We start from the raw sequence: 20,429 nt of genomic DNA, 5'->3' as shown, positions 1-20,429 counted from the left end.
TACGGAACCCTGACGGGGCATACGATCGCTGACCGTGTCCGACCTCAGTGACGCCGCCAAACGGCTGCTGCTCGGCCGCCCGGTCCGCAGCGACCGGCTCGGCCACACCCTGCTGCCGAAGCGCATCGCGCTCCCGGTCTTCGCGTCCGACGCGCTCTCGTCCGTGGCGTACGCCCCCGACGAGATCCTCCTGACGCTCTCGATCGCCGGGCTGGCCGCCCTGACGATCTCGCCGTGGGTCGGCCTCGGGGTCGTGCTCGTCATGGTGACGGTCGTCGCGTCCTACCGGCAGAACGTGCACGCGTACCCGTCGGGCGGCGGCGACTACGAGGTCGCGTCGGTCAACCTGGGCCCGAAGGCCGGCGTCACGGTCGCGAGCGCGCTGCTGGTCGACTACGTCCTCACCGTCGCGGTGTCGATCTCGTCCGGGGCGCAGTACGCGGCGACGGCGATCCCGGCGCTGCGGGGGCACGAGACCGCGTTCGCGGTGGCGCTGGTCGTGCTGCTCACGCTCGTCAACCTGCGCGGCGTCAAGGAGTCGGGCTCGGCGTTCGCGATCCCCGTCTACCTGTTCATGTTCGCGATGGGCTCCCTCGCGGTCGTCGGGGCCTTCCGGTACTTCACCGGGACCCTCCCCGCCGCCGAGAGCGCCGACCTCGAGCTCGTGGCCGAGGCGGGGTTCGACCAGGGCCTCATGGGCCTGGCCGGCGGGTTCCTCGTGCTGCGCGCGTTCGCGTCGGGCTGCGCCGCCCTGACGGGCGTCGAGGCGATCAGCAACGGCGTGCCCGCGTTCCGCAAGCCGAAGTCGCGCAACGCGGCGACCACCCTGCTGCTGCTGGGCACGATCTCGATCGCGATGATCATGTCGATCCTGCTGCTCGCGCAGGCGACGGGGGTGCGCTTCGCGGAGGCGCCGGCCGAGCAGCTGCTGCGCGACGGCGTCCCGGTCGGCGAGGACTACGTCCAGCACCCGGTGATCAGCCAGCTCGCCGCCTCGGTGTTCGAAGGCGCGGACGTGCTGTTCGTGCTCGTCGCGATCGTCACCGGCCTCATCCTCGTGCTGGCCGCCAACACCGCGTTCAACGGGTTCCCGGTGCTGGGGTCGATCCTCGCGCGCGACGGGTACCTGCCGCGGCAGCTGCACACCCGCGGCGACCGGCTCGCGTTCTCCAACGGCATCGTCACGCTGGCGGCCGCGGCGGCCGTGCTCATCTGGGCGTTCGACGCGCAGGTGACGCGGCTGATCCAGCTGTACATCGTCGGCGTGTTCGTGTCCTTCACGCTGTCCCAGCTCGGCATGGTGCGGCACTGGACGCGCGCGCTGCGCACCGAGGTCGAGCCGCGCGCCCGCGCCCGCATGGTCCGCTCGCGCGTCATCAACACCGTCGGCCTCGGCATGACGGGGACCGTGCTCGTCATCGTCCTGGCCACCAAGTTCCTGCTCGGCGCGTGGATCGCGATCCTCGCGATGGTGGTGGTGTTCGTCGCGATGCAGGGCGTGCACCGGCACTACCAGCACGTGCGCGAGGAGCTCGCGCTGGGCGACGACGTGGAGGCGGCCCGCGCGCTGCCCAGCCGGGTGCACGCCGTCGTCCTGGTCTCGCACCTGCACCGGCCGACGATGCGCGCGCTGGCGTACGCCCGCGCGTCCCGGCCGCAGGTCCTGGAGGCGGTGACGGTCGGCGTCGACCCCGACGACGTCGCCGCCCTGCGGGCGCAGTGGGAGGCGGCGGACCTGCCCGTCCCGCTCAAGGTGCTCGACTCGCCGTTCCGCGAGATCACGCGTCCGGTGCTCGCGTACGTGCGGTCGATCCGGCGCGACAGCCCGCGCGACCTCGTGGTCGTGTACATCCCGGAGTACGTCGTGGGTCACTGGTGGGAGCAGCTGCTGCACAACCAGAGCGCCCTGCGGCTCAAGAGCCGTCTGCTGTTCACGCCCGGCGTCGTCGTGGCGTCCGTGCCGTGGCAGCTCGCGTCGAGCGAGGGGCAGACGGGTATGGAGGAGACCGTGCGAGGACCGGTGAAGCGTGTCATCTGAGGACCCGACCACCACGGCCGAGGCCGGGGACGTCGTCGAGCTCGAGGTCGGGCCGGTGGCGCACGGCGGCCACTGCGTCGCCCGGCACGAGGGACGCGTCGTGTTCGTCCGGCACACCCTGCCGGGCGAGCGCGTGCGCGCGCGCCTGACGGACGCGGGGGAGACGGCGAAGTTCTGGCGCGCCGACGCCGTCGAGGTCCTCGACGCGTCGCCCGACCGCGTGCCGCACGTGTGGCCCGAGGCCGGCCCCGGCGGGGTGGGCGGCGGCGAGCTCGGCCACGTGGCGCTGCCCGCGCAGCGCGCGTGGAAGGCCGCGGTGCTGGCCGAGCAGCTGCGCCGGCTGGCCCGGCTGGACCTCGAGCCGCCCGTGCTCGCGGCCCCGGGGGACGACGAGCGGGACGGGCTCGCGTGGCGCACCCGGATCGACCTGGTGACCGACCGCGCGGGCCGGGCCGGCATGCACCGGCACCGCTCGCACGACGTCGTCCCGCTCGACGCGATGCCCCTCGCGACCCCGGAGGTGGCGGCGCTCGGGCTGTTCGACCGCCGCTGGCCGGCGGGGGTGCGCGTCGAGGCCGTCGCGCCCGCGGACGGCTCGCCGGCCCTCGTGCTCGTCGACGGCGTCCCGTTCGACCGTGGCCGCGGCCGGCCGGACCCCCGCCCGAACGCGCGCACGGCCGTGCGCGAGCGGGTCGAGGTCGGCGAGCGTCGGTACGACTACCGGGTCGCCGGCGCCGGGTTCTGGCAGGTGCACCGCGAGGCGCCCGCGCTGCTCGTGGGCGAGGTGCTGCGGGGCGTCGGGGACGTCGCCGGCGCGACGGTGCTCGACCTGTACGCCGGGGCCGGCCTGTTCTCCCTCCCGCTCGCCGACGCGGTCGGGGAGGACGGCCGGGTCGTCAGCGTCGAGGGGGACGCCCGGGCGGTCCGGGACGCGCGGCGCAACGCGCACGACCGGCCCCAGGTCGAGCTGCACGCCGGTGACGTCGCGACGGCGCTGTCCGGCCGGGGCGGCGTGCCGGCGGCGGTGCACGCCGACGTGGTCGTCCTCGACCCGCCGCGCACGGGTGCCGGGCGCGCGGTCGTCGATGCGATCGCCGCGCTGCGCCCCGAGCGCATCGTCTACGTCGCGTGCGACCCGGCGGCGCTCGCGCGGGACGTCGCGCTGCTCGGCGAGCACGGGTGGACGGGCCTGGATGTGCGCGGGTTCGACCTGTTCCCGCACACCCACCACCTCGAGGCGGTCGCGGTCCTGACGCGCTGACGGCAGACCCCTCGCGGCGGTCCCGGGGCGGGCCTACCGTGGCACTGAGGCCCTTACAGGGACGGGCCGCCGGACGACGGAGGTGGACCATGACCGAGTCGCAGGACGCCCAGCGCCGGCTCGCGGAGGCCAGCCGGATCGCGACGCAGGAGCTGCACAAGCAGGGCACGCCCGACTACGACCGCCGTGCGCACCAGCGGGCGGTCGAGGCCGAGCGGAAGGCGGCGGAGGCGGTCCGCGCGGCCGGCGGGGCGCAGCAGCGCTGACCGCGGGCACGGCAGACCCGCCGACCGTCCGCGAGGGGCGGCCCGTCCGCCGGGCCGCCCCTCGCGCCGTGCGGGACGTGCGGGGCGCGTCGTGCGTGCGGTGCGTCCCGGAGCAGGTACGATGTATCTCGACATCAAGATATCTACGGACGGGCGCCGCTGCCGGTGGCAGGGGCCGCGCGTCACGAGGTCGCGCGGCCGGGTCCTAGGCTGGTCGCCGGCCGCCCCCGCCGGGCCCGGACGACCGCCCGGCCACTCGCCAGCGAAGGAGCCCACGTGAGCAGCGTCGACAGCTTCGGATCGAAGGGAACGCTCGAGGTCGGTGACGACTCGTACGAGATCTTCCGACTCTCCGCGGTCCCCGGTGTGGAGCGGCTGCCGTACAGCCTGAAGATCCTCGCCGAGAACCTCCTGCGCACGGAGGACGGCGCGAACATCACCGCGGACCACGTCCGCGCGCTCGCCGGGTGGGACCCGCAGGCGCAGCCCGACACCGAGATCCAGTTCACGCCGGCGCGCGTGATCATGCAGGACTTCACGGGCGTGCCGTGCGTCGTCGACCTCGCGACGATGCGCGAGGCGGTCGCGGACCTCGGCGGCGACCCGTCCCGCATCAACCCCCTCGCCCCGGCCGAGCTCGTCATCGACCACTCGGTGCAGATCGACGTGGCGGGCCGCCGTGACGCGTTCGAGCGCAACGTCGAGCTCGAGTACCAGCGCAACCGTGAGCGCTACCAGTTCCTGCGCTGGGGCCAGACGGCGTTCGACGACTTCAAGGTCGTCCCCCCGGGCACCGGCATCGTGCACCAGGTCAACATCGAGTACCTGGCCCGCGGCGTCATGGTCCGCGACGGCCGCGCGTACCCCGACACCTGCGTCGGCACCGACTCGCACACGACCATGGTCAACGGCCTCGGCGTGCTCGGCTGGGGCGTCGGCGGCATCGAGGCCGAGGCCGCCATGCTCGGCCAGCCGGTGTCGATGCTCATCCCGCGGGTCGTGGGCTTCAAGCTCACCGGCTCGATCCCCGCGGGCGTCACGGCCACCGACGTCGTCCTGACGATCACGCAGATGCTGCGCCAGCACGGCGTGGTGGGGAAGTTCGTCGAGTTCTACGGCGACGGCGTCGCGTCCGTGCCGCTCGCCAACCGCGCCACCATCGGCAACATGAGCCCCGAGTTCGGCTCGACCGCCGCGATCTTCCCGATCGACGGCGTGACGATGGACTACCTGCGCCTGACCGGCCGGTCCGAGCAGCAGCTCGCGCTCGTCGAGGCGTACGCCAAGGAGCAGGGCCTCTGGCACGACCCGAGCGCGGCGTCCTACGTCGAGCCCGTGTTCTCGGAGTACCTCGAGCTCGACCTGTCGACGGTCGTCCCGTCGATCGCGGGCCCGAAGCGCCCGCAGGACCGGATCGAGCTGTCGGCGGCCAAGGAGTCGTTCGCGACCTCGATCCTCGACTACGTCGACCCGCACGAGGCGGCGTCGTTCACCGGTCTCGACGAGTCCGTCGCCGAGACGTTCCCCGCCTCGGACCCGATCGCCGCCGGCGAGCACGCCGACGGCTCCGACAAGCCCTCGCACGTCGAGGGCGGCGACTCGGCCCGGCGCCCGCACAAGCGCGTCCCGGTCACGCTCGCCGACGGCACGACGACCGAGCTGGACCACGGCCACGTCGTCATCGCGTCGATCACGAGCTGCACCAACACGTCGAACCCGTCGGTCATGCTCGCCGCGGCGCTGCTCGCGAAGAACGCGGTCGAGAAGGGCCTCACGGCCAAGCCGTGGGTCAAGACGTCGATGGCGCCGGGCTCGCAGGTCGTCACGAACTACTACGAGAAGGCCGGCCTCTGGCCGTCCCTCGAGAAGCTCGGCTTCCACCTGGTCGGCTACGGCTGCGCCACCTGCATCGGCAACTCCGGCCCGCTCGCCGACGAGATCTCGGCGACGGTCAACGAGCACGACCTGTCGGTCGTCTCGGTGCTGTCCGGCAACCGCAACTTCGAGGGGCGCATCAACCCCGACGTGAAGATGAACTACCTCGCGTCGCCGCCGCTCGTCATCGCGTACGCGCTGGCCGGCACGATGGACTTCGACTTCGAGAACGAGCCCCTCGGCCACACCGAGGCCGGCGAGCCGGTGTTCCTCCGGGACATCTGGCCGTCCCCGGAGCAGGTGCAGGCGACGATCGACGCGTCGATCGACCGCCAGATGTTCGAGTCGGACTACGCCGACGTCTTCGCGGGCGACGACCGGTGGCGGTCGCTGCCGACGCCCGAGGGCGACACGTTCGCCTGGGACGCGGAGTCGACCTACGTCCGCAAGCCCCCGTACTTCGAGGGCATGGGCGCCCAGCCGGAGCCCGTCACGGACATCTCCGGGGCGCGCGTGCTGGCGAAGCTCGGCGACTCGGTCACGACCGACCACATCAGCCCGGCCGGCTCCATCAAGGCCGACAGCCCCGCGGGCCTCTACCTCGCCGAGCACGGCGTCGAGCGCCGGGACTTCAACTCCTACGGCTCGCGCCGCGGGAACCACGAGGTCATGATCCGCGGCACGTTCGCGAACATCCGCCTGCGCAACCAGCTGGTGCCGGGCGTCGAGGGCGGCTTCACGGTCAACCACCTCACGGGCGAGCAGACGACGATCTACGACGCGTCGGTCGCCTACCAGGAGGCGGGCGTGCCGCTGGTCGTCCTCGGCGGCAAGGAGTACGGCTCGGGCTCGTCCCGCGACTGGGCCGCCAAGGGCACCCGCCTGCTCGGTGTCCGCGCCGTCATCACCGAGTCGTTCGAGCGCATCCACCGCTCCAACCTCATCGGGATGGGCGTCCTGCCCCTGCAGTTCCCCGAGGGCGAGACGGCGGACTCGCTGGGCCTGGACGGCACGGAGACGTTCGACATCGCCGGCGTCACCGCGCTCAACGAGGGCACGACGCCGCGCACGGTGAAGGTCACCGCCACGAAGGCCGACGGCTCGGTCGTCGAGTTCGACGCGGTCGTGCGCATCGACACCCCCGGCGAGGCGGACTACTACCGCAACGGCGGCATCCTGCAGTACGTGCTGCGTTCGCTCGTCGGCTGACGAGCACGCGGCGGACGGCCCGCCGGCACCCGGACTCCCGGGCGCCGGCGGGCCGTGCCATGCTCGGGTGATGGGCGACGGCACCCCCAGGACGGTCGAGAACGACGGCGACGTCGCCGCGTTCCTCGCCTCGGTGCCCGACGACCGCCGCCGCGAGGAGGCGCACACGCTCCTCTCGCTGCACGAGCGTGCGACCGGGCAGCCCGCGCGCATGTGGGGCGGCTCGATCGTCGGGTTCGGCCGGTACCACTACCGGTACGCCTCGGGACGCGAGGGCGACGCCGCGGCGGCCGGCTTCTCGCCCCGCAAGGCGAGCTCGACCGTCTACCTCCCGCTCGGCTTCGACGGGCTCGAGGACGACCTCGCCCGGCTCGGGCCGCACACGACGAGCGTGTCGTGCCTGTACCTCACGCGGCTCGACGCCGTGGACCTCGACGTGCTCGAGGGCATGGTCGGCCGGTCGTACGCGCGCGTCGTCGCGCACGTCTGGGGCTGAGGCCGCCGCGCGTCCGACGCGCCGGGTCAGCGCCCGTCCGAGGCGATCTGCACCGCCGCGTGCCGGCCGACGGCCGCCATGAGCGGGTACTCCTCGGGGTGGGCGACCAGGACGGGGACCAGGGCCGCGGCCCAGGCGCGCGCGCGGACCCACGTCGCGTCGTCCCACCCGCGCAGGGCGGTGGTGCGTGCGCGGAACGCCGCCCGGCCCTCGGCGTCGAACGTGAGCCACGCCGTCGCGAGGTCCGACGCGGGGTCGCCCGCGGTGAGGTCGCCGAAGTCGAGCAGCCCGGCCAGGCGGCCGTCCCGGCTGACGAGGTTGCCCGGGTGCGGGTCCCCGTGCAGCCACACAGCCGGTTCCGACCAGGCCGGTGCCGCGAGGCCGGCCGTCCACGCGCCCCGCAGGGCGGTGCCGTGCGGCAGGTCGCTCGCGAGCCGGTCGGCGACGACCGCGTCGCGCTCGGCGAGCGGGACGCCGCGGTACGGGTTCGGCGGGGCGCCGGGTGGTGCCGGGACGTGCAGCGCCGCGAGGGCGTCCGCGAGCTCGTGCGCCCAGGCGGTCCGTGGCGCGACGGCGGTGGCCGCGACCACCTCGCCCGGGAGCCACGGCACGACGCTCCACGCCCACGGGTAGCGGGGACCGGGGTGTCCCGCGCGCACGGGCGTCGGCACGGGCACGGGCAGGCGCGGAGCCAGCACCGGCAGCCACGTCTGCTCCCGCTCCACGAGCGGCGACGACATCGCCCGCACGGGGAAACGCAGCGCCAGGTCGGCGCCGAGGCGCCAGGTGATGTTGTCCCAGCCGTTCGTCCGGCCGTGCAGCGGCAGGTCGGCGAGGTCGGGGTGCTGCTCGGCGAGCAGCGTGCGCGCGAGGTCGGCGTCGACGTCGACCTCGATCATCGGGTGGGCGGGCGGCGGGGTCACGGCGTCACGGTACGGCGGTCGTCCCACGGCCGGGTCCAGCCGAGCGCGTCGAAGATGCCCGAGAGCACGATGGCGGTGAAGCCCCACACGAGCACGCCGCCGTCGAGCTCGAACGCCGGCGTGCGGCTGCGGCCGCGGGGGACGGGGTGGACGACGACGGCGCGGCGCGCGGGGTCCAGCAGGTCCGCGACGGGGGCGCGGAACACGTCGACCGCCTCGCGGTGGTCCACCGCGGCGACGCGGGACGGCCGCGTCCACCAGGCGACGACCGGGGTGACGACGTTGTTGCTGACGGGCAGCGGGATCTCGTCCAGCTCGCCGAGCACGTCGACGCCGCTCGGGTCCAGGCCCGTCTCCTCGACCGCCTCGCGCAGTGCCGCCGCCGTGGGGCCGTGGTCGTCCGGGTCGATGCCGCCCCCGGGGAACGCGACCTGGCCGGGGTGGTGCCCGAGCGTGGCGGCGCGCCGCTGCAGCAGCACGTCCAGGTCGTCCGGCACGTGCCCGTGGCCGTGCTCGTGCGCCGGGACGGAGTCGAGGACGCCGAACAGCACCAGCACCGCGGCCCGTCGGACGCGAGCCGGGTCCATGTGCAGACCGGTCGGGTCGCCGGGCCACCGCACGCCCGCCCGGACCATCCGGAGCAGCTCGTCCCGCGGGCCCGACGGCCCGCCGGCGGCGGGACCGGTGGTGCCGCGGCCCGGTGCCGTCACGCGCGCGCCCGCACCCGGTCGGCGAACGCGCCGAACGCCTTCTCCGCGGCCGGGACCAGAGCCGGCAGGTGCTGCTCGCCACCGGCCCGGATCGCGGCCACCTCGTCCTCGTCGAGGTCCGCCGTCATGTCGGGCGTCGCCAGCCAGAGGTCCAGCATCGTGGCGTCGAGCTCGGGGTGGAACTGCAGCCCGACCGCGCTGCCCGCGCGGAACGCCTGCACCTCGGTCACGGCCGACGACGCGAGCAGCGTCGCCCCCGGGGGCAGGTCGACCTCGTCGGAGTGCCAGTGCAGCACCGTCGGCGACGAGCCGACCGCGCCGAGCGCCCCGACCACGGGGTCGTCCGCGACGACGTCGACCGGGGCGAACCCGACCTCGCGCGCGGTGCGCCGGTGCAGGCCCGCCCCGAGCGCGAGGGCCAGCAGCTGCGCGCCGAGGCACACCCCGAGCACCGGCACGTCGGCGTCGACCGCCGCACGCAGCAGCGCCCGCTCCGCGGCCAGGCCCGGGTGACCGGCCACGTCGTCCGCGTCCATCGCGCCGCCCATGACCACGAGCCCCGCGAGGCCCTCGGCCGCCGGCAGCCGCGGCGCGTCCTGGTGCAGCACCGTGCGCAGCGTGTACGGCGTCCCGGCCAGCGCGCGGCCGATCAGCCCGGGTCCCTCGTGCGGCGCGTGCGTCAGCACGAGGACGGGACGCGGTCCGGTGGCCGGCCCGGTCACCAGCCGTCCGGCAGCGGCCGGCCCTCGTCGTAGCCCGCGGCGGACTGGATGCCCACCACGGCGCGCTCGTGCAGCTCCTCGAGGGTGGTCGCGCCGACGTACGTCGCGGCCGAGCGCACGCCCGCCGTGATGTGGTCGACGAGGTCCTCCACGCCGGGGCGACGCGGGTCGAGGTACATCCGCGAGGACGAGATGCCCTCCTCGTACAGCGCCTTGCGGGCGCGCTCGAACGCCGACCCGCCGCGGGTGCGCGCCGCGACGGCCCGCGCGGACGCCATGCCGAAGCTCTCCTTGTAGAGGCGGCCCTGGCCGTCGGTGTGCATGTCGCCGGGGGACTCGTGCGTCCCGGCGAACCAGGAGCCGATCATCACCTGGGAGGCGCCGGCGGCGAGCGCGAGCGCGACGTCGCGGGGGTGACGCACGCCGCCGTCGGCCCAGACGTGCCGGCCGAGCCGTCGCGCCTCCGCCGCGCACTCCAGCACCGCGGAGAACTGCGGCCGGCCGACCGCGGTCATCATGCGCGTCGTGCACATCGCGCCGGGGCCCACGCCGACCTTCACGATGTCCGCGCCGGCCTCCACGAGGTCCCGCACGCCGGCGGCCGTCACGACGTTGCCGGCCACGACGGGCACCTGCGGGTCGACGGAGCGGACCGCGGCCAGCGCGTCGAGCATCTTGCGCTGGTGGCCGTGTGCCGTGTCGACGACCAGCGTGTCGACGCCGGCCTCGAGCAGCTCCGCCGCCTTCGTCTTGACGTCGCCGTTGATGCCGACGGCCGCGGCGATGCGCAGCCGCCCCTGGGCGTCCAGGGCCGGCGTGTAGATCGACGAGCGCAGCGCGCCGACGCGCGTGAGCACGCCGACGAGGCGGCCGTCGCGCACGACGGGGGAGAAGCGGCGCCGCTCGTGGTGCAGCCGCTCGAACGCCTCCTCGAGCCCGCGCGTGCCGTGCTCCTCGACGACCGACAGCTCGATCGTCGTCGGGTCCGGCGTCATCACCTGGTCGACCTGCGTGAACAGGTCGACGCCGCGGCAGTCCGCCTCCGTGACGACGCCGACGGGCCGCCGGTCCGCGTCCACGACGACCGCCGCGCCGTGCGCGCGCTTGGCGATGAGGGACAGCGCCGTGTGGACGGTGTCGTGCGGGTCGACGACGGTCGCCGTCTCGACGACCGGGTGCCGCTCCTTGACGCTCGCCACGACGGTCGCGACGACGTCGGTCGGCGTGTCCTGCGGCAGGACGGCGATGCCGCCGCGCCGGGCGATGGTCTCGGCCATCCGGCGGCCGGCGACGGCGGTCATGTTCGCGACCACGAGCGGGACGGTCGTCCCCGTGCCGTCGACCGACGTGAGGTCGACGTCGAAGCGGGACGTGACCTCCGAGCGGGACGGGACGAGGAAGACGTCGCCGTAGGTGAGGTCCGAGGTGGGCGTGTGGCCCGGGAGGAAGCGCATGAGGATCCCCTTTCCGACTCATGCTACCTGCTCGTCGTCACGACGACGGGGGACGTGCTGGCACTCGCGGCGTGAGAGTGCTAAGAGAAGTGCGGGCGCCCCGGGCGCCCCAGGATCGGGCAGGTGGTCAGCTGCCCCTCGGACACGTCGTAGGAGGACGACACCCCATGACTGTCGTGGAGCTCGCGTCGGCGCCGGGCGCGCCGCAGGTCCCCACGTCCGCACCGCTGCGCGTCGCGATGGTGGCGCCGCCGTGGTTCGAGCTGCCGCCCGCCGGCTACGGCGGCATCGAGTCGGTGGTCGCCGACCTCGTGGACCAGCTCGTCGCCCGCGGCCACGAGGTCACGCTCGTCGGCGCCGGCCGGCACCGCACCGCGGCGCAGCGCTTCGTCCAGGTCTTCCCCGAGCCGCCGTCGCACCGGCTGGGCACACCCGCACCCGAGGTCATCCACGCCGCCGCCGCGGCGGAGGCGCTCGACGGCCTCGACGTCGACCTGGTGCACGACCACACCCTCGCCGGCCCGCTGCTGGCGCGCGGCCGGGCCGTCCCCACGGTCGTGACGATGCACGGCCCCGTCACCGGTGAGCAGGGCGACTACCACCGGCGCCTGGGCCGGACGATCGACCTCGTCGCCATCTCGGACGCGCAGCGGCGCCTCAACCCCGACCTGCACTGGGTGGGCCGGGTGCACAACGCCGTCGACGTCGCGTCCTTCCCCTACCGGGAGGACAAGGACGACTACGTCCTGTGGCTCGGCCGGTTCAACCCGGACAAGGGGCCGGACCTCGCGATCGACGCCGCGCGCGCGGCGGGCCGGCGCATCGTGCTCGCCGGCAAGCGCAACGAGCCCGGCGAGCGCGCGTTCTTCGACGAGCGGATCGCCCCGCGCCTCGGCCCGGGCGTCGAGTACGTGGGGGAGGCGGACGCCGCGCTCAAGCGCGAGCTGCTGGCCGGGGCGCGCGCCCTCGTCTTCCCGGTCTGCTGGGAGGAGCCGTTCGGCATGGTGATGATCGAGGCGATGGCCTGCGGCACGCCGGTCGTCGCGCTGCGCCGCGGGGCGGTCCCGGAGGTGGTCGCGGACGGCGAGACCGGCCGGCTGCTCGACGACCCGGCGCACCTGCCGGCGGCGATCCTGTCCGCCGACGACCTCGACCCCGCCGCGTGCCGCCGCCGCGCGCTCGAGCACTTCGACCTGCCGGTCATGGCGGCCGGGTACGAGGCGGTCTACCGGGCCGCCGTGGGGAGCGCCGCCGGCGGGCGCGCCGGCGCCGGCCGCCGCCACCGCGGGCGCGGCGCCGCGCGGCCGCACCGGACCGCACGCGCCGCGGCCGCGCGCGGCGCCGTCGTGGAGGAGGTGGGCGCGTGAGCGTCGTGCCCGCCGCCGAGCCCGTGGCCGTCGCGAGGGCCGCCGTCGACCAGCACGAGGCCGTCCCCGCCCGTGACGAGGTCACCCTCGTCGAGGGCGCGTCGTTCTGCGTGAGCGACCGTGCGGGGGACATCGAGCCCGACAGGCCGCAGGGCGTCTTCTACCGGGACACCCGGATCGTCTCGGCGTGGCGGCTGCTGGTGGACGACGAGCCGGTGCAGGCGCTCGCGGTCGTGCCCGGCGAGCCGTTCGGCGCCCGCTTCGTCACCCGCGCCGCGGCGCGTCCCGGCCAGGACGACAGCACGGTGGTCGTCGAGCGGCGCCGGCTGGTCGCCGACGGCATGCGCGAGGACCTGCTGGTGACGAACCACGGCACCGAGCCCGCGGGGCTGACCCTGCAGCTGCTCGTCGACGCCGACTTCGCGGACCTCTTCGACGTCAAGGACGGCCGGCCGGGGCGGCGCGGGGCCGTGCGCCGCCGGGACGACGGCGACGCCGTGACGCTCGAGGCGGGGCACGGCACGCGCCGGCGCGGCGTGCGGGTGCGGGGTCACGGCGCCCGCGCGCACCCGGGCGCCCTGTGGTGGCGCGTCGTCGTCCCCCCGCGCGGGACGTGGCGGACGACGGTCGAGGTCCTGCCCTCGACCGACGAGGGCGAGGTCGACGCGTCGTTCCCCGTGGACCGGCCCGTCGAGCAGGCGGACCCGTCGCGGCGCATGCGCGCGTGGCGGCGGGAGCGGCCGGAGGTCCGGTGCGCCGACCCGCGGCTGCGCGACGCCGTCCGCCGCTCCGTGCTCGACCTGGGCGCGCTGCGCATCTCCGACCCCGTGCTGCCCGGCGCCGACGTGGTGGCGGCGGGCGCCCCGTGGTTCATGGCGCTGTTCGGGCGCGACTCGCTGCTGACGAGCGCGCTGGCCCTGCCGTTCGACCCCGACCTCGCGGTCGGCACGCTGCAGACGCTCGCGGCGCACCAGGGGCGGCGCGTCGACCCGCTCAGCGAGGAGGAGCCCGGCCGGATCCTGCACGAGGTGCGCCGCGGCGACGAGGAGCGCGCCCTGGGCGGCAGCGCCGTCTACTACGGCTCGGTCGACGCCACGCCGCTGTTCGTCGTCGTGCTCGACCTCGCCGCCCGGTGGGGCGTGCCGCTGGAGGACGTCTGCGCCCTGCTGCCGGCCGCGGACGCCGCCCTGGAGTGGGTCGAGCGGTACGGCGACCGCGACGGCGACGGCTTCGTGGAGTACCAGCGCTCGACGGACCGGGGGCTGCTGCACCAGGGCTGGAAGGACTCGCACGACGCGATCTCCTTCGCGGACGGGCGACCCGCCGCCGGGCCGGTCGCGCTGGTCGAGGTGCAGGCGTACGTGCACGGCGCGTATCGGGCCCGCGCGCACCTGGCGTCCCTGCTGGGGGACGAGGCGGGTGCGCGCACGTGGGCGGAGCGGGCCGAGCGGCTGCGCGCCGCGGTGGACGACGCGTTCTGGCTGCCCGACCGCGGGTACTACGCCCTCGCGCTCGACGGACGCAAGGAGCCGGTCGACGCCCTCGCCTCGAACCAGGGGCACTGCCTCTGGACGGGGCTGGCGACGGGGGAGCGGGCGGCGCAGGTCGCCGAGCACCTGCTCGGGCCCGCGCTGTTCACCGGGTGGGGCGTGCGCACGCTCGCCACGACGGCCGCCCGCTACAACCCGGTGAGCTACCACAACGGCTCGGTGTGGCCGCACGACAACGCGCTCGTGCTGGCCGGGCTCGTGCGCGCCGGCCTGCTCGACCACGCGCACCGGCTGGCCGAGGGCCTGCTCGACGCGGCGGCCGCGTTCGGCGGGCGGCTGCCGGAGCTGTTCTGCGGGTTCGACCGGGGCGACGTGCCGGTGCCCGTGCCGTACCCGACGTCCTGCTCGCCGCAGGCCTGGGCGGCCGCGAGCCCGCTCGGTCTGCTCACCGCGCTGCTGCGCCTCGACCCGTGCGTGCCGCACGGCCGCCGCGTGGCCCGGCCCGCGCTGCCGGCGTCGTGGGGCCCGGTCGAGGTGCAGGGCCTGCCGCTCGGCGACGACCGCTGGGACGTCGCGGGCCCCGACGACGGTGCGACCGGGGCGTGCGCGGGGCTGCTGACCTGCTGACACGAGGCCCGCGGCGGGCGCGGCCGGTAGCCTCGCCCCATGCTCGTGGCGCTCACCGGGATCGGCCTGTCGGCCGCCGCGGGCCTCAACGCCTACATCCCGTTCCTCCTGGTCGCGCTGCTCGCGCGCCTGACGGACGTCGTGACCCTGCCGTCCGCGCTCGTGTGGATGGAGAGCTGGTGGGCCATCGGCCTCGGCGCCGTGCTGCTGCTCACCGACGTCGTGCTCGACAAGGTCCCGCTCGTCGACACCTTCAACGACGTCGTGCAGACGGTGATGCGCCCCGCCACCGGCGGGATCGTCGCGGCCGCGACCACGGCGGCCGAGAGCGTCGAGGGCTCGACGTGGGTGAGCGAGAACCCGTGGGTGCCGATCGTGGCGGGTGTGCTCGTGGCCGCGCTGGTGCACAGCGGCAAGGCGGCGGTGCGTCCGGTCGTCAACGCGGCGACCGGCGGGGCGGGCGGACCGGTGGCCTCGGTGGTCGAGGACGTCGTGTCCGTGGGGCTCAGCCTCGTCGCGATCTTCCTGCCGGTGCTGGTCGTGGTCGTGCTCGGCCTGCTCGTGTGGGCGTTCGTGGCGCTCTGGCGCCGCCGGCGGCGACGCCGCGTCGGCGCGTCCGCGCCGCCGGCGCCCGCCGGGCCCGCCTGAGCCGCGCCTGAGCGGCCGTGCCGGCGAGCCACCGGCGGGCGCGCGCACGCCTAGACTGATCCGTCACTGAGGACGTCCCGTCGCCCGTGCGGCAGGGTCGCCGCACCGGGAGGAGACCTCGTGGGACTGCTGGACCGCATCACGTCGCCGCAGGACGTGCGCGCGCTGCCGGCGCGCGACCTGGACCGGCTCGCCGCCGAGATCCGCGACTTCCTCGTCGACCAGGTCTCGCGCACGGGGGGCCACCTGGGCCCGAACCTCGGCGTCGTCGAGCTGACGATCGCGCTGCACCGCGTCTTCGAGTCGCCCCGGGACACGATCGTGTTCGACACGGGCCACCAGGCGTACGTGCACAAGCTGCTGACCGGCCGGCGCGACTTCTCGCGGCTGCGCCGCCGCGGCGGCCTCTCCGGCTACCCGAGCCGCGCGGAGTCCGAGCACGACGTCGTGGAGAACTCGCACGCCTCGACCGCCCTGTCGTGGGCGGACGGCATCGCGAAGGCGCGTCAGCTGCGCGGCGAGGCCGACCGCCACACGGTCGCCGTCATCGGGGACGGGGCGCTCACCGGCGGCATGGCGTGGGAGGCGCTGAACAACATCGCCGCGGACGCCGACCGCCGCCTCGTCGTCGTGGTCAACGACAACGGGCGCTCCTACGCGCCGACCATCGGCGGTCTGGCCCAGCACCTCGACGCGCTGCGCACGACGCGCGGCTACGAGTCGATGCTGTCGTGGGGCAAGTCGACCCTGCGCCGCTCCGGCCCGCCCGGACGCCTGGCCTACGACGCCCTGCACGGCCTGAAGAAGGGCATCAAGGACGTCGTCGCCCCCCAGGGCATGTTCGAGGACCTGGGCCTGAAGTACATCGGCCCGATCGACGGCCACGACGAGGCGGCGGTCGAGACCGCGCTGCGCCGGGCCCGGGCGTTCGGCGGGCCCGTGATCGTGCACGTCATCACGGAGAAGGGCCGCGGCTACACGCCGGCCGAGCAGGACGTCGCGGACCGGTTCCACGCGGTCGGGCGGATCCACCCCGAGACGGGGCTGCCCCTCGCGCCGTCGCGGTTCGGCTGGACGAGCGTGTTCGCCGACGAGATCGTGCGGATCGGCCGCCGCCGCCCCGACGTCGTGGCGATCACCGCCGCCATGCTGCAGCCGGTCGGGCTCGCGCCGTTCGCGGAGGAGTTCCCCGACCGCGTGTTCGACGTCGGCATCGCCGAGCAGCACGCCGCGACGTCGGCCGCCGGCATGGCGTACGGCGGGCTGCACCCGGTCGTCGCGGTGTACGCCACGTTCCTCAACCGCGCGTTCGACCAGGTGCTCATGGACGTCGCGCTGCACCGGGCGGGCGTCACGTTCGTGCTCGACCGCGCGGGCATCACGGGGGACGACGGCGCGAGCCACAACGGCATGTGGGACATGGCGATGCTGTCCGTCGTGCCGGGCCTGCGGCTCGCGGCCCCCCGCGACGAGCCGACGCTGCGGGCCGCGCTGCGCACGGCCGTCGACGTCGACGACGCACCGACCGTCGTGCGGTACCCGAAGGGCGCGATGGGCGACACGATCCCCGCGCTCGACGAGGTCGACGGCGTCGACGTGCTCGCGCGGCACGAGGGCGAGGGCCAGCGCGTGCTCGTCGTGGGTGTCGGGCCGATGGCGACGACCGCGCTCGCCACCGCCGAGATCCTGGCGGGCCACGGGCTCGCCGTCACCGTGGTCGACCCGCGGTGGGTGCTGCCGGTCCCGGCGGCCCTCGTGAAGCTCGTGGGGGAGCACGACCACGTCGTGACGCTGGAGGACGGCCTGGTCGACGGCGGCGTCGGCGCGATGATCGGGCAGCGCTCGCGCGAGGCGAACGTCGCCACGCCGGTGCAGTCGGTCGGCGTCCCGGCGGCGTTCCTCGACCACGCGCAGCGCGACGAGATCGTCGACGCGCTGCGCCTGCGCCCGCACGACGTCGCGGCGGACGTGCTCGCGGCGCTCTCCGCCCGCGGCTGACCACGCTGCCGGGACGGAGGTCCCGAGACATCCCATCACTGCGCTCGTAGCGTCGAGGTATCGACCCCCGACGACCTCAGGAGCGTCAGATGTCCCTCACCGTGGAGCCCGTCAGCGAGACCGCCGTACCCGCGGCCTGGCAGGGCTTCGTCACCGGGCCGTGGACCGACACGGTCGACGTCCGTGACTTCATCCAGCGCAACTACACGCCCTACACGGGCGACGCGTCCTTCCTCGCCGGGCCGACCGCCCGCACCACGGGCATCTGGGACCGCCTGAGCGCGATGTTCCCGGCCGAGCGCGAGAAGGGCGTCTACGACGTCGACGCGGCCACGCCCTCGACGATCACGTCGCACGCGCCCGGCTACATCGACGAGGCGAACGAGGTCATCGTCGGCCTGCAGACCGACGCGCCGCTCAAGCGCGCGATCATGCCGAACGGCGGCTGGCGCATGGTGGCGACCTCGCTGCAGACGTACGGCTACGAGGCGCCGCAGGAGATCGTCGACATCTTCACCAGGTACCGCAAGACGCACAACGACGGCGTCTTCGACGTGTACCCGCCGAACGTCCGCGCGGCGCGCAGCTCGCACATCATCACGGGCCTGCCCGACGCCTACGGCCGCGGCCGGATCATCGGCGACTACCGCCGGGTGGCCCTGTACGGCGTCGACGCGCTCGTCGCCGCGAAGAAGCTCGAGAAGGCGTCGCTCGACATGGAGCGGTCGGTCGAGGACGTGATCCGCGACCGCGAGGAGCTGGCCGAGCAGATCCGCGCCCTGCACGAGCTCAAGGAGATGGCGGCGTCGTACGGCTACGACATCGCCCGGCCGGCGACCACCGCCCGCGAGGCCGTGCAGTGGCTCTACTTCGCCTACCTCGCGGCGGTGAAGGAGCAGAACGGTGCGGCGATGTCGCTCGGGCGCACGTCGACCTTCCTCGACGTCTACCTGCAGCGCGACCTCGAGGCCGGCGTCCTCACCGAGGAGCAGGCGCAGGAGATCATCGACGACTTCGTCATCAAGCTGCGCATCGTGCGGTTCCTGCGCACGCCGGAGTACGACCAGCTGTTCTCCGGCGACCCGACCTGGGTCACCGAGTCGATCGGCGGCATCGGCGAGGACGGGCGCCCGCTCGTCACGCGGACCTCGTTCCGGTACCTGCAGACGCTGTACAACCTGGGCCCGGCGCCGGAGCCGAACATGACGGTGTTCTGGAGCGAGCGGCTGCCCGAGGGCTTCAAGCGGTTCTGCGCGCAGGTGTCGATCGACACCTCCGCCGTGCAGTACGAGTCCGACGAGCTGATCCGCGCCTCGTGGGGCGACGACGCGGCGATCGCGTGCTGCGTCTCGCCGATGCGGGTGGGCAAGCAGATGCAGTTCTTCGGCGCCCGCGTGAACCTCGCGAAGGCGCTGCTGTACGCGATCAACGGCGGTCGCGACGAGGTCACCGGCAAGCAGGTCGCCCCGGTGGCGGCGCCGGTGGAGGGCGAGATCCTCGACTACGACGACGTCCTGGCGAAGTTCGACCGGACGATGGACTGGCTCGCCGAGACCTACGTCGACGCGCTCAACTGCGTGCACTACATGCACGACAAGTACGCGTACGAGCGCATCGAGATGGCGCTGCACGACCGTGCGATCCTGCGCACGCTCGCGTGCGGCATCGCCGGGCTGTCCGTGGTCGCGGACTCGCTGTCCGCGATCAAGCACGCGAAGGTCCGGGCGCTGCGCACGGCGGACGGCCTCGTCACCGAGTACGTCGTCGAGGGCGACTACCCGACGTACGGCAACGACGACGACCGCGCCGACGAGATCGCCGTGTGGGTGGTCCGGCGCTTCATGGAGAAGATCCGTGCGCTGCCGACGTACCGGAGCGCGCTGCACACGCAGTCGGTGCTGACCATCACGTCGAACGTCGTCTACGGCAAGGCCACCGGCTCCACGCCCGACGGGCGCAAGGCCGGCGAGCCGTTCGCCCCCGGCGCCAACCCGATGAACGGCCGCGACACGCACGGCATGCTCGCCTCGGCGCTGTCGGTCGCGAAGCTGCCGTACTCCGAGGCGCAGGACGGCATCTCGCTGACGTCGTCGATCGTCCCCTCCGGCCTCGGCCGCACCAAGGACGAGCAGGTGACGAACCTCGTGGGCCTGCTCGACGCGTACGTCCTGTCGTCGGGCTTCCACATGAACGTCAACGTCCTCAACCGCGAGACGCTCCTGGATGCCATGGAGCACCCGGAGAACTACCCGCAGCTGACCATCCGGGTGTCCGGCTACGCCGTGAACTTCGTCCGCCTCACGCGCGAGCAGCAGCTCGACGTGCTCTCCCGGACGTTCCACGGCGGGGTCTGACCCGCCCGCCGGCCCCGGCCCGGCCCGCTGACACCGGGCCGGGGCCCTCGCACCGCCCCCGCACCACCGACGACCGGAGGTCCCCGTGACCACGACCACCACCGAGCAGACCGGCGCCCCGGTCGTCGCGCTCGGCACGCCGCTGGTCGCCGGGTCGCACACCCGCGCGCACGGGCACGGCACCGCCGGCCTGGAGCCGACCGACGCGGAGCGCGCCGAGCGGCTCGCGGCGGTCCGCGAGGGCCGGCTGGGCTCGGTGCACTCGTGGGAGCTCGTCACGGCCGTCGACGGTCCCGGGACGCGGCTGACGGTCTTCCTGTCGGGCTGCCCGTTGCGGTGCCTGTACTGCCACAACCCCGACACGATGGAGATGCGCCGCGGCACCGACGTCGCCGCGGACGAGGTCCTCGCGAAGGTCGCCCGCTACCGGGGCGTCTTCCGGGCGACCGGCGGCGGCCTGACCATCAGCGGCGGCGAGCCGCTCATGCAGCCGGCGTTCGTGCGCCGGCTGGTGCGCGGTGCCGCGGCGATGGGCGTGCCGGTCGCGATCGACACGTCCGGCTTCCTCGGCGCGCACGCCACGGACGCGATGCTCGACGACGTCGACCTCGTCCTGCTCGACGTGAAGTCCGGCCTGCCGGACACCTACCGTCGCGCGACCGGCCGGGAGCTGCAGCCGACGCTCGACCTCGGGCGCCGCCTCGGCGCGCGGGGCACGCGGATGTGGATCCGGTTCGTGCTCGTCCCCGGGCTCACCGACGCCCCGGAGAACGTCGCCGCCGTGGCCGACCACGTCGTGTCGTTCGGGCCCGCCGTGGAGCGGGTCGAGGTGCTGCCGTTCCACCAGATGGGCCGCGACAAGTGGGCGGACCTGGGCATGCGGTACGAGCTCGGGGACGTCGAGCCGCCGACGGCCGAGGCGACCGAGGCGGTGCGCGAGGTCTTCCGGTCCCGCGGGCTCACGACGTTCTGAGGGCGACCGGAGGCGCGG

15 protein-coding genes are annotated in these 20,429 nt (G+C 74.7%); 11 read left to right on the top strand and 4 right to left on the bottom strand.

The features are described 5' to 3' along the window. Positions 1–34 precede the first annotated feature (34 nt). From FB586_RS15340 to FB586_RS15320, 5 genes are all read left to right on the top strand, one after another. Positions 35–2,038, top strand: coding sequence for an APC family permease (locus FB586_RS15340; protein ID WP_136520167.1), 2,004 nt, complete (start codon positions 35–37; stop codon positions 2,036–2,038). Continuing rightward, positions 2,028–3,299, top strand: a complete 1,272-nt coding sequence (locus FB586_RS15335) for a class I SAM-dependent RNA methyltransferase (protein WP_136520166.1) — start codon at positions 2,028–2,030, stop codon at positions 3,297–3,299. The genes FB586_RS15340 and FB586_RS15335 overlap by 11 nt, the downstream gene beginning before the upstream one ends. Before the next feature lie 89 nt (positions 3,300–3,388). After that, entirely contained in the window at positions 3,389–3,565 is a 177-nt protein-coding gene (locus FB586_RS15330; RefSeq protein WP_136520165.1) for a translation initiation factor 2, read from the top strand. Positions 3,566–3,841: 276 nt separating this feature from the next. Beyond that, positions 3,842–6,649 (top strand): aconitate hydratase, encoded by a 2,808-nt coding sequence (locus tag FB586_RS15325; protein WP_136520164.1) that lies wholly within the window; start codon positions 3,842–3,844, stop codon positions 6,647–6,649. A 70-nt stretch (positions 6,650–6,719) separates the two neighbouring features. Then, the gene (locus tag FB586_RS15320) at positions 6,720–7,145 is read left to right on the top strand and encodes a DUF1801 domain-containing protein (RefSeq protein WP_136520163.1); all 426 of its coding nucleotides are present in this window, start codon (positions 6,720–6,722) and stop codon (positions 7,143–7,145) included. 26 nt (positions 7,146–7,171) lie between these two features. On the opposite strand, the gene FB586_RS15315 is transcribed toward FB586_RS15320, so the two are convergent. The 4 genes from FB586_RS15315 to FB586_RS15300 form a co-directional block, all read right to left on the bottom strand. Further along, positions 7,172–8,068, bottom strand: a complete 897-nt coding sequence (locus tag FB586_RS15315; protein ID WP_246036796.1) for an aminoglycoside phosphotransferase family protein — start codon at positions 8,066–8,068, stop codon at positions 7,172–7,174. Continuing rightward, positions 8,065–8,703, bottom strand: a complete 639-nt coding sequence (locus FB586_RS15310) for an NUDIX hydrolase (protein WP_136520280.1) — start codon at positions 8,701–8,703, stop codon at positions 8,065–8,067. Before FB586_RS15310 ends, FB586_RS15315 begins: the two co-directional genes overlap by 4 nt. Positions 8,704–8,774: 71 nt before the next feature. Next, positions 8,775–9,500, bottom strand: a complete 726-nt coding sequence (locus FB586_RS15305; RefSeq protein WP_136520162.1) for a type 1 glutamine amidotransferase — start codon at positions 9,498–9,500, stop codon at positions 8,775–8,777. Next, positions 9,497–10,954 (bottom strand): GuaB1 family IMP dehydrogenase-related protein, encoded by a 1,458-nt coding sequence (locus tag FB586_RS15300; protein ID WP_136520161.1) that lies wholly within the window; start codon positions 10,952–10,954, stop codon positions 9,497–9,499. The genes FB586_RS15305 and FB586_RS15300 overlap by 4 nt, the downstream gene beginning before the upstream one ends. A gap of 167 nt (positions 10,955–11,121) precedes the next feature. Here FB586_RS15300 and FB586_RS15295 point away from each other — a divergent pair, with 167 nt between their 5' ends. The 6 genes from FB586_RS15295 to pflA all read left to right on the top strand — a co-directional run bounded on the left by FB586_RS15295 (position 11,122) and on the right by pflA (position 20,411). After that, entirely contained in the window at positions 11,122–12,321 is a 1,200-nt protein-coding gene (locus tag FB586_RS15295) for a glycosyltransferase family 4 protein (RefSeq protein WP_136520160.1), read from the top strand. Further along, complete coding sequence (locus tag FB586_RS15290; RefSeq protein WP_136520159.1) at positions 12,318–14,438, top strand: amylo-alpha-1,6-glucosidase; 2,121 nt, start codon at positions 12,318–12,320, stop codon at positions 14,436–14,438. Before FB586_RS15295 ends, FB586_RS15290 begins: the two co-directional genes overlap by 4 nt. A gap of 39 nt (positions 14,439–14,477) precedes the next feature. Then, a complete protein-coding gene (locus FB586_RS15285; RefSeq protein ID WP_136520158.1) occupies positions 14,478–15,086 on the top strand; it encodes a DUF4126 domain-containing protein in 609 nt (202 codons plus the stop codon). A gap of 120 nt (positions 15,087–15,206) precedes the next feature. Continuing rightward, complete coding sequence (gene dxs, locus FB586_RS15280; protein WP_136520157.1) at positions 15,207–17,084, top strand: 1-deoxy-D-xylulose-5-phosphate synthase; 1,878 nt, start codon at positions 15,207–15,209, stop codon at positions 17,082–17,084. Between the two features lie 89 nt (positions 17,085–17,173). Next, positions 17,174–19,438, top strand: coding sequence for a formate C-acetyltransferase (gene pflB, locus FB586_RS15275; protein WP_136520156.1), 2,265 nt, complete (start codon positions 17,174–17,176; stop codon positions 19,436–19,438). Between the two features lie 85 nt (positions 19,439–19,523). Further along, positions 19,524–20,411 carry a pyruvate formate-lyase-activating protein gene (gene pflA / locus FB586_RS15270; protein WP_136520155.1) on the top strand — a complete coding sequence of 296 codons (888 nt, stop codon included), beginning with the start codon at positions 19,524–19,526 and terminating at the stop codon, positions 20,409–20,411. Positions 20,412–20,429: the final 18 nt, after the last annotated feature.

The organism is Cellulomonas telluris, from assembly GCF_004886325.1.
In the GTDB taxonomy this organism is placed as follows: domain Bacteria; phylum Actinomycetota; class Actinomycetes; order Actinomycetales; family Cellulomonadaceae; genus Cellulomonas; species Cellulomonas telluris.
This window is presented reverse-complemented; position numbering and strand designations above follow the sequence as displayed.